The sequence below is a fragment of the Xanthobacter wiegelii genome, assembly GCF_043193855.2.
Taxonomy (GTDB): domain Bacteria; phylum Pseudomonadota; class Alphaproteobacteria; order Rhizobiales; family Xanthobacteraceae; genus Xanthobacter; species Xanthobacter flavus_A.
This window is the reverse complement of the sequence record NZ_CM195529.1, coordinates 5,238,727-5,247,500: the sequence shown is the minus strand read 5'-3', so window position 1 is coordinate 5,247,500 and position 8,774 is coordinate 5,238,727. Positions and strand designations below refer to the sequence as shown.

The window sequence follows — 8,774 nt, the reverse complement described above, 5'->3', positions numbered from 1 at the left end:
TTGCTGTTCCAAACCCGTCAGCCCCGAACACACCCACGATACGCCAAGCCAAGCGCGATCATTCGGGGCGCGACGGAGGGCCGGCGCGACGCCTGAGCCGACCAAGCCCGCGACGTCTTCTTCTGCAACACGGACATGCGATCCCCTCAGTCCCGGCCCCGTCGCGCGCGGGCGGGGAGCACCTGGTGGGTGATCCAGTTGGCGATCTCGAGGGTGCGCACATTCTTGCGGATCACCGCGCCGTCGATGCCGTGGCGCCAGGCCAGCGCGGCATTGCCGGGGTCGCGCTCAAAATGCTCGAGGTCGGCGATGAAGGCCGCTTCTTCCTCCTCGTCGGCGAAGAAGCCCTCCACGACCAGCGAGGGCTGAAGCCGCCGGAAGATGGCGGCCATCTCGCGGAACGGGTACTCGGGGTGATACTGCACCCCCCAGCACACCGTGCGACCGACGGGAATTTCCGCCGCCTGAACCACCGAATGATCGTTGCTGGCGAGGAGCCGCGCGCCCTCCGGCAGCGTCTCCACCTCGTCGAGATGCACGGTCATGGCCTCGAATACCGCCGGCTTGCCGTCGAAGATGGGGTGCGCCGCGCCTTCCGCCGTCATGCGGATGCGACGGCCGAAGCCCACCTCCCGCCCGCGCGGATTGCGCCGCACCGCGCCGCCGGCCGCGACGGTGAGAAGCTGGAGGCCCCAGCAGCTGCCGAAGATGGGCACGTCCGTGGTGAAGGCGGTGCGCATCAGCTCGATCTGCTGGGTGATCTCCGGCCCGCCATTGTAGATGTTGAGCGAGGAGCCGGTGATGGCGATGCCGTCATAGCCCTCGATGCCGCCGGCATCGGGCAGGTTCGCGCCGGCATCGGCCGGATAGCAGATGTCCACGGTCACGGCGCCGGGGAACAACTCGCGCAGCAGCTGCGCATAGCCCTCGCTTGCCGCCTGACCACCGAAAGCCACCTGCCGGGCGCGGGCCTCCGCGGTATTTCCTTCGACGACAAGTAGACGGGCGGCGCTCATGATGGTCCTGCGGTTTCAGACGGAAGAACGCACAGCATAAGCTGCAATCTGGCGAAACCGAGAAGGATCGTACTTTACTCATTCGCTCCGGTCTGCGACCGACGCCGGGCGGCCACGCTCAGGCGCCGCGCGGGCTCGCCAAAGCTCCATCAATCAGGGCTGATGGACCTTTGGCCCAATTCGCTCACTGCGGCCGGGCGCGCGCGTCGCGGACCAGAAGATAGGTGCCGGAGGCGATGACGATGGCGGCCCCCGCCAGCGTCCACAGGCTGGGCACCTGCCCGAACACCAGCCAGCCGAGGGCGATCATGCTCAGGATCTGGGTGTAGATGTAAGGCGCGAGCGTCGCCGCCGGTGCCCGGGCATGGGCGAGGATGAGCACGAAATGGCCCGCGCCGGCCACCGCGCCGAGGCCGAGCATGGCGCCGATCACCGCCGGATCGCGCGGCGTTTCCCACACGAAAGGCAGGGGAATGCTCGCCACCACGGAGCCGACAAGCGCGGTGTAGAACAGTGTCGTCTTGCTGGCGTCCGTGCGCGCCAGCATTCGGGTGGTGATGGAATAGAGCGCGTAGGTCGCCGCCGCCACCAGCGAGAGGATGGCGGCCGGATGGATGCCGCCGGCCCCCGGCCGAACCACCAGAAGGATGCCGGCAAAGCCGACGATGATGGCGAGCCATCGCTCCAGCCCCACCCGCTCGCCCAGAAGCGGCCCGGCGAACAGGGCCACGAAGAAGGGAATGGAGAACATGATGGAGACGGTCTGGTCCAGCTGCAGGAACTGGAGGGCCGTGAAGTTCAGCGCCGTGGTGGCGAACAGCAGCGCCGAGCGGACGATCTGCAGCACCGGGCGCTTGGTGCGCATCAGTCCCGGAACGGTCCAGGGGTTGAACACCAGCAGGGATAGCGCGAAGTGGATCACATAGCGCGCCCACACCACGATCAGCACGTTGATGTGGGCGCTCAGCCATTTGGCCGTGGTGTCGGTCAGCGCGAAGCTCATCACCGCGAGGCACATGAGCGCGATGCCGACCAGCGGCGCCGGGGCGGGCGTGACGTGGGTGTCTCCCGGCGCGCGCATGGCGATCCTCAGTAGGTGGCGCGGCCGCCGGAGAGATCGAACACCGCGCCCGTGGTGAAGGAGCAGTCCGCCGAGGCGGCGAACGCGATGGTCGCCGCCACCTCATCGACCTGCACGAAGCGTCCGCGCGGGATCTTGGAGAGCATGTAGTCGATGTGCTGCTGGCTCATCTGGTCGAAGATGGCGGTGCGCGCGGCGGCGGGCGTCACGCAGTTCACCGCGATGTCGAATTCGGCCAGCTCCTTGCCCAGCGACTTGGTGAGCGCGATCACCCCCGCCTTCGAGGCAGAGTAGGCCGAGGCGTTGGGATTGCCTTCCTTGCCGGCGATTGAGGCCACGTTGACGATGCGCCCGTATCTCTGCGCGATCATGTGCGGGGCCACGGTGCGGCAGCAGAAGAAGGGGCCGTCGAGATTGATGGCCATCACCTTCTTCCATTCCGCTTCGGGATAGTCCCACGTCTTGTGGTTCGCTCCGGCGACGCCGGCATTGTTGACGAGGATGTCGATGCGGCCGAATTCGGCGTGCACCTCGGCCACCGCGCGCTCCACGTCGGCGAGGCTGCTCACGTCCACGGTCACGGGCATGACGCGGGCGCGGCCGAGATCATCGGCGGTCTTCACCACAAGGGCGCTGTCGCGATCGAAGATGGCGACGCGGGCGCCGGAGGCGAGGAAGCGCTCCACCACGGCGCGGCCGATGCCCTGCGCGCCGCCGGTGACGATGGCGAAGCGGTCCTTCAGATCGATGGCGTTGGACATGTTTCCCCCGGTGCGGCGCCGGCTCCGGCCGGCTGTCCCAAGTTTCTGCCGTTGGCGCGGCGGCTGTGCCGGTATGGCTTAATCGATTGAAAACCAATCCTCCCACGCATAGCGCGGGATGGATCGGGAGGAAAGGGCGCGGGGGCGCATGGGCGCGCAGCCCTCCATGCGTCCCGTGCAAGGCGGACCAGGCGAACAGGGCGCGCGGCGCGGGCGGAGAGGGGCGCCGCTCAGGCGTCCTCGTCCTCGTCTCCAGGCTCGGCCTCGTCATCGAGGCCGCCGTCGGCGCCGAGGCGCAGGGCGAGGTTCTTCTCCACCTTGCGCAGGAGTTTGCGCAGGCGCTTCTTCTCCTTGCTGTCGAGGCCGACCACCATCTCGGCCTCCAGCTGGTCCCACACGTGATCGATGGAGGCGCCGCGGTCGCGTCCCGCCTCGGTGAGGAAAACGCGCACGAGCCGGCCGTCGCCATCGGTGGCGCGGCGCTCCACGAGGCCCTGCGTCGTCAGCCGGGCGATGGTCTTGGAGGCGGTGGGCGGGCGCACGCGCAGCGCCGAGGCGAGATCGCCCATGGTGCGGCCGTCCGCCTCGCACAGGAGCTTCAGCACGGATTCCTGACCGGGAAACAGCCCGAGGCCGGCGAGGAGGCGGGCCGACAGCGCCTTCTGCAGGCGCGCGGTGTGGGTGAGCCTGTAGCCGATGGTCTTCTGAACCGGATCCTTCATGGGTCTCCCCGCCCTTCCTGAGCGCGAGCGGGGCGGCCCGTTCGCGCGCCCCTTTATCCACATGCCGGCTTACAATTTTGCGAAGGTTAGAGCCCGACAGCTGTCAAAGACGCAGGCGCTCGTGAATTTTTCGCGCGCGCCATCTTCCGAGGGCCGTCATCGCCCGCCTTGTGCGGGCGATCCACCCAACCACTCGTCCGGTTGCACGGTTTTCCCGGCACCCCTCCCGCGGCGCCGTGGATCGCCCGCACAAGGCGGGCGATGACAGCGACGGGCAAAAGGCGGTTCCCACGCCCCCTCGCCCCGCTCAGCGCCCCATGGTAGCGTCCCCGCCGTGACCGGACCCGATCGCCTTTCCCTTTCCCGACGCGCGCTCATCCTGCGCGGTGCCGCGCTGGCGGCCGCGCCGATCGCGGGCCTGAGCCTTGCCACCACCCGCGCGCTCGGCCAGCAGACCGAGGCGGACGTCATCATCATCGGCGCCGGCGCGGCCGGCATCGCCGCCGCCCGCCGTGTCGCCGAGGCCGGACGCAGCTATGTGCTGCTCGAGGCCGGCAAGCAGGTGGGCGGGCGCACGATCACGGATACCACCCAGTTCGGCGTGCCGTTCGATCTCGGGTCCGCCCGTCTCAACATGCCGGCGGCCCGCCCCATGGCCGCCTTCGGCCGGGCCGAGGGGCTCGACATTTATCGCGCGCCGGACGGCGGCCGGCTTTATGTCGGCGGGCGCGAGGCGGGCGATGCCGATTATGAGGATTTCATCGCCACGGTGCGCCGGGGCGAGCGGGCCATCGTCGCCGCCGGTGACGCCAACCGGGACATGGCTGCCGCCCGCGCGCTGCCGGACCTCGGGCCGTGGGGGGACAGCGCGCGCTTCGTGCTCGGCCCGTTCACCTGCGCCAAGGAGCTCGATCAGGTCTCCACCGTGGATGTCTCCCGCGGCGACGAACGCGAGAGCGAGGACATCTGCCGGCAGGGCGTCGGCACGCTGGTGGCGCAGCTCGCGCGGCCGCTCACGGTGCGCCTCGAAGTGGTGGCGCGGTCCATCGATCTCAGCCCCCGCCTGGTCTCGGTGCAGACCAACAAGGGCACCGTCACCGGCCGCACGGTGATCGTCGCCGTGCCGCCCAGCGTCATCGCCGCCGGCAAGCTGCGCATCGGCCCCACCTTCCCCCCGCGCTACCGCACGGCGGTGGAGAAGATCACCCTTGGGGCGTTCGACCACATCGGCTTCCGCCTGCCGCGCAATCCCGGCAACCTGGGCGCCGACGAGCTGATCTATTTCCGTGCCGACAGCCCGCGCGCCTATGCGCTGCGCGCCCGCATCGGCGGCAGTGATCTCTACAGCCTGGAGGTGGGCGGCGCCGTGGCGGCCGGCCTCGCCGACAGCCCGCCCGAGGCCGCCGCTTCCTTCGTGAAGGCGGCGTTGACCCGCGAGTTCGGCGCGGATGCCGGCGCGCGCGTCGGCAAGGTGTTCGCCACCCGCTGGAGCAAGGAGCCGTGGGCGCTGGGCGCCTTCTCCTGCGCGCTGCCAGGGTTCGGCAACATGCGCCGCGCCTTCACCGAGACGGTCGGCGGACGCCTCGTCTTCGCCGGCGAGCATACCCACGAGACCCTCTGGGGCACGGTCGGCGGCGCCTGGCTCTCCGGCGAGCGCGCGGCGAAGCAGGCGCTGGGGCTGATCGGGGTGCGGACGGGGTGAGGGGGCGGGCCGTATGGCCCTCGCCGCGCGCTCTTAATCTTCCGCCCCGTCATCGCCCGCCTCGTGCGGGCGATCCACTTCTCGGCTGGAGGGGTGCCCGATTTTCGGTGCAGCCGGACGATGACGGCGCTCAATTGGAGAGGTCGGAGCCTCAAAAAGCCCGCGCGGCGCCTGAGCGAAGACAACGCCCCAAAAGCCCGCGCGGCGTCTGAGCGGAAGCAACGCTCAATGCGCGCGGGCGAACATCTCGTTGAAGGAATAGCCGGCGCCGCGCACGGTGCGGATGGGGTCCGACTGGCGGCCGCGGTTGATGGCCTTGCGCAGGCGGCCGACGTGAACGTCCACCGTGCGCTCGTCGATATAGACGTCCTGGCCCCATACGCCGTCGAGCAATTGCTCGCGGGAGAAGACGCGGCCGGGGCTCTGCATCAGGAATTCCAGCAGGCGGAACTCGGTGGGGCCGAGATGGATCTCGCGGCCGGCGCGGTGCACCCGGTGCGTCTCGCGGTCCAGTTCGATGTCGCCGGCGCGAAGCAGCGTCGCCACATGCTCGGGCTTGGCCCGGCGCAGCAGGGCGCGCACGCGGGCGAGCAGCTCGGGCACGGAGAAGGGCTTCACCACATAATCGTCGGCGCCTGTGGCGAGGCCGCGCACCCGCTCGGTCTCCTCCCCGCGGGCGGTGAGCATGATGACGGGCAGGCGTTCGGTTTCCGGCCGGGTGCGCAGCCGCCGGCACAATTCGATGCCGGAGAGGCCGGGCAGCATCCAGTCGAGGATGATGAGATCCGGCACGCTCTCGCGCAGCCGGGTCTCGGCCTCGTCGCCGCGTCCCACGCTTTCGACGCCGTAGCCCTCCGACTCCAGATTGTACCGGAGCAGGAGGGTCAACGGCTCTTCGTCCTCGACGATCAGAATACGCGCCGGCACTTTGGTCTATCCGTCACTATCGGGGCTCCGCGCCCCGTCTTCAGGTCTGTTGGATCAGCTCTGAACGGTTGTGGTGCGGCCCGGGAAGGGCAGGGTGGTGTCGCTGGAGGCGTCCGCCTTCGGGCGGGTCTCCGGCAGGTTCTGACCCGTGACCATGTAGTGGACGATCTCCGCGATATTGGTCGCGTGGTCGCCGATGCGCTCGATGTTCTTGGCGCAGAACAGCAGGTGCGTGCACACCGAGATGTTGCGCGGATCCTCCATCATGTAGGTGAGGAGCTCGCGGAACAGCGAGGTGTACATGGTGTCGATGGCGCCATCGCGGCCCCACACTTCCACCGCCTTGGCGTCGTTGCGGGCGGCGTAGGCGTCGAGCACTTCCTTCAGCTGCTCCAGCACGAGGTCGGAGATGTGCTCCACCCCGCGCACGAGCTTGGCCGGATGATACTCGCCCTCGATCGCGATGACGCGCTTGCCGACGTTCTTGGCGAGGTCGCCGATGCGCTCCAGGTCGTTGGCGATGCGGATCGCGGCGACGATCTCGCGCAGGTCGATGGCCACCGGCTGGCGCTTGGCGATGACCAGGATGGCCCGGTCCTCGATCTCGCGCTGAACCTGGTCGACGGTGGCGTCGAGCAGCACCACCTTCTGGGCGAGGGCGCTGTCGCGGCGGATGAGGGATGTGACGCTGTCGGCGACCAGGCGCTCGGCCTGTCCGCCCATCTCGACGACCTTGCGGCCGATTTCCTTCAGCTCCTGGTCGAAGGAGGCAACGATATGATCCGGCATCTCAGTGATCCTTCAATCGGTCAGCCGAAGCGGCCGGTGATGTAGTCGCGCGTCTTGATCTCCTTCGGATTGGTGAAGATCACGTCGGAGGGGGCCACCTCGATCAGCTCGCCCAGATAGAAGAAGGCGGTCATGTCGGCGCAGCGCGCGGCCTGCTGCATGTTGTGGGTGACGATGACGATGGTGAATTCCTGCTTCAGCTCGTCGATCAGATCCTCGATCTTCGAGGTGGAGATGGGGTCCAGCGCCGAGGTGGGCTCGTCGAGCAGGATCACCTCGGGCTTCACCGCGATGGTGCGGGCGATGCACAGGCGCTGCTGCTGGCCGCCGGACATGCCGAGCGCCGAGGTGTGCAGGCGGTCCTTGGTCTCGTCCCAGATGGCGGCCTTGCGCAGGCACCATTCCACGCGCTCGTCCATCTGCGACTTGGAGAGCTTCTCGTGCAGCTTCACGCCGAAGGCGATGTTGTCATAGATCGACATGGGGAAGGGCGTCGGCTTCTGGAACACCATGCCGATGCGCGTGCGCACGATGGTGGGGTCCAGCTCCTTGCCGACGATGTTCACGCCGTCGAACAGCACCGCGCCCTCGGCGCGCTGGCCGGGGTAGAGGTCGAACATGCGGTTGAACACGCGCAGCAGCGTGGACTTGCCGCAGCCCGAGGGGCCGATCATGGCGGTCACGCGCTTCTCGGGAACCTCGAAGTTGATGTTCCGGAGCGCATGATTGCTGCCGTAGTAGAACTGCAGGTTCTCCACCTTGATCTTGGCGGGGGCCGACGGCGCGTCGGGCTTGGCGCCGACGGCGGAGGCGAGATTGAAGGTGGGGTCGACGGCTGAAGTCATCTTGTCCTCGCTTGGGCTTGTGGCCGTGCTTCGGAGGAAATGGAAAGGGCGGAGAGGCGGCGGGCCTTGGCCCGCGCCTTAAATTCAGTGGCTGCGGGCCAGGAACAGGCGGGACGCCACGTTAAGCACCAGCACGCCCACGGTGATGAGCAGCGCGCCGGCCCAGGCGAGCGCCACCCAGTCGTCGAACGGGCTGCCGGCGAACTGGTAGATGGCGATGGGCAGGCTCGCCATCGGCTTCGACAGGTCCGTGGACATGGCGTTGTTGCCGAGCGAGGTGAACAGCAGCGGCGCGGTCTCGCCGGCGGCGCGGGCGATGGCCAGCAGGACGCCGGTCACGATGCCGGCGCGGGCCGCGCGCCAGGTGATCAGCATCACCACCTTCCACTGCGGCGCGCCGAGCGCGAAGGCGGCTTCACGCAGGCCCACCGGCACGAGGTTCAGCATGTCCTCGGTGGTGCGGACGACCACCGGGATCACCAGGATGGCGAGGGCGATGGCACCGGCCCAGCCGGAGAAGCCGCCCAGCGGCGAGACAAGGAATGTGTAGACGAACAGGCCGACCAGGATGGACGGCGCCGAGAGCAGGATGTCGTTCACGAAGCGAGCGACGTGGCCAACCTTCGTGGTCTTGCCGTTCTCGGCCAGGAACGTACCGGCCAGCAGGCCGATGGGGGTGCCGATCGCCATCGCGATGCCGATCTGGATCAGCGAGCCGACGATGGCGTTCAGCAGGCCGCCGTTTTGCCCCGGCGGCATGGTGATGCGGGTGAAGACGTTGGTGCCCAAGGCCGGCAGGCCCTTCTGCACCAGCGTGAACAGGATCCATGCAAGAAGGAACAAGGCGAACACCGCGAAGCCGGTGCTGACGGCCTTGACCGTGAGATCCTTTGTGCGGCGGATGGCGAGGGAGGACATGCTGGTGCGCTCC

Annotated in this window: 9 protein-coding genes; 1 reads left to right on the top strand and 8 read right to left on the bottom strand. The window is 68.5% G+C overall.

The window, feature by feature from the left end; translation table 11 throughout:
• Window positions 1-146: 146 nt before the first annotated feature.
• The 4 genes from V5F63_RS24580 to V5F63_RS24565 form a co-directional block, all read right to left on the bottom strand.
• Window positions 147-1,016, bottom strand: coding sequence for a type 1 glutamine amidotransferase (locus V5F63_RS24580; protein WP_209486822.1), 870 nt, complete (start codon window positions 1,014-1,016; stop codon window positions 147-149).
• Between the two features lie 184 nt (window positions 1,017-1,200).
• A complete protein-coding gene (locus V5F63_RS24575) occupies window positions 1,201-2,097 on the bottom strand; it encodes a DMT family transporter (RefSeq protein ID WP_209486820.1) in 897 nt (298 codons plus the stop codon).
• An 8-nt stretch (window positions 2,098-2,105) separates the two neighbouring features.
• Window positions 2,106-2,858 carry an SDR family NAD(P)-dependent oxidoreductase gene (locus tag V5F63_RS24570; RefSeq protein WP_209486818.1) on the bottom strand — a complete coding sequence of 251 codons (753 nt, stop codon included), beginning with the start codon at window positions 2,856-2,858 and terminating at the stop codon, window positions 2,106-2,108.
• A gap of 230 nt (window positions 2,859-3,088) precedes the next feature.
• Window positions 3,089-3,580: a MarR family winged helix-turn-helix transcriptional regulator gene (locus V5F63_RS24565; RefSeq protein WP_209486816.1), complete on the bottom strand. Its 492-nt coding sequence runs from the start codon at window positions 3,578-3,580 to the stop codon at window positions 3,089-3,091.
• 334 nt (window positions 3,581-3,914) lie between these two features.
• On the opposite strand from V5F63_RS24565, the gene V5F63_RS24560 reads away from it, so the two are divergent.
• A complete protein-coding gene (locus tag V5F63_RS24560) occupies window positions 3,915-5,282 on the top strand; it encodes a flavin monoamine oxidase family protein (RefSeq protein WP_394102829.1) in 1,368 nt (455 codons plus the stop codon).
• A 225-nt stretch (window positions 5,283-5,507) separates the two neighbouring features.
• On the opposite strand, the gene phoB is transcribed toward V5F63_RS24560, so the two are convergent.
• The 4 genes from phoB to pstA form a co-directional block, all read right to left on the bottom strand.
• The gene (gene phoB / locus V5F63_RS24555; RefSeq protein WP_024281354.1) at window positions 5,508-6,209 is read right to left on the bottom strand and encodes a phosphate regulon transcriptional regulator PhoB; all 702 of its coding nucleotides are present in this window, start codon (window positions 6,207-6,209) and stop codon (window positions 5,508-5,510) included.
• Between the two features lie 54 nt (window positions 6,210-6,263).
• Window positions 6,264-6,998: a phosphate signaling complex protein PhoU gene (gene phoU, locus V5F63_RS24550; RefSeq protein ID WP_209486806.1), complete on the bottom strand. Its 735-nt coding sequence runs from the start codon at window positions 6,996-6,998 to the stop codon at window positions 6,264-6,266.
• A gap of 20 nt (window positions 6,999-7,018) precedes the next feature.
• Window positions 7,019-7,843: a phosphate ABC transporter ATP-binding protein PstB gene (pstB, locus tag V5F63_RS24545; protein ID WP_209486804.1), complete on the bottom strand. Its 825-nt coding sequence runs from the start codon at window positions 7,841-7,843 to the stop codon at window positions 7,019-7,021.
• 84 nt (window positions 7,844-7,927) lie between these two features.
• On the bottom strand, window positions 7,928-8,761 hold the full coding sequence (gene pstA, locus V5F63_RS24540; protein WP_209486802.1) for a phosphate ABC transporter permease PstA: 834 nt from the start codon (window positions 8,759-8,761) through the stop codon (window positions 7,928-7,930).
• Window positions 8,762-8,774: the final 13 nt, after the last annotated feature.

Coding starts and splice junctions, on each gene's coding strand:
- pstB (WP_209486804.1), bottom strand. CDS start 7,843: ATGACTTCAGCCGTCGACCCCACCTTCAATCTCGCCTCCGCCGTCGGC.
- phoU (WP_209486806.1), bottom strand. CDS start 6,998: ATGCCGGATCATATCGTTGCCTCCTTCGACCAGGAGCTGAAGGAAATC.
- V5F63_RS24570 (WP_209486818.1), bottom strand. CDS start 2,858: ATGTCCAACGCCATCGATCTGAAGGACCGCTTCGCCATCGTCACCGGC.
- V5F63_RS24580 (WP_209486822.1), bottom strand. CDS start 1,016: ATGAGCGCCGCCCGTCTACTTGTCGTCGAAGGAAATACCGCGGAGGCC.
- pstA (WP_209486802.1), bottom strand. CDS start 8,761: ATGTCCTCCCTCGCCATCCGCCGCACAAAGGATCTCACGGTCAAGGCC.
- V5F63_RS24565 (WP_209486816.1), bottom strand. CDS start 3,580: ATGAAGGATCCGGTTCAGAAGACCATCGGCTACAGGCTCACCCACACC.
- V5F63_RS24575 (WP_209486820.1), bottom strand. CDS start 2,097: ATGCGCGCGCCGGGAGACACCCACGTCACGCCCGCCCCGGCGCCGCTG.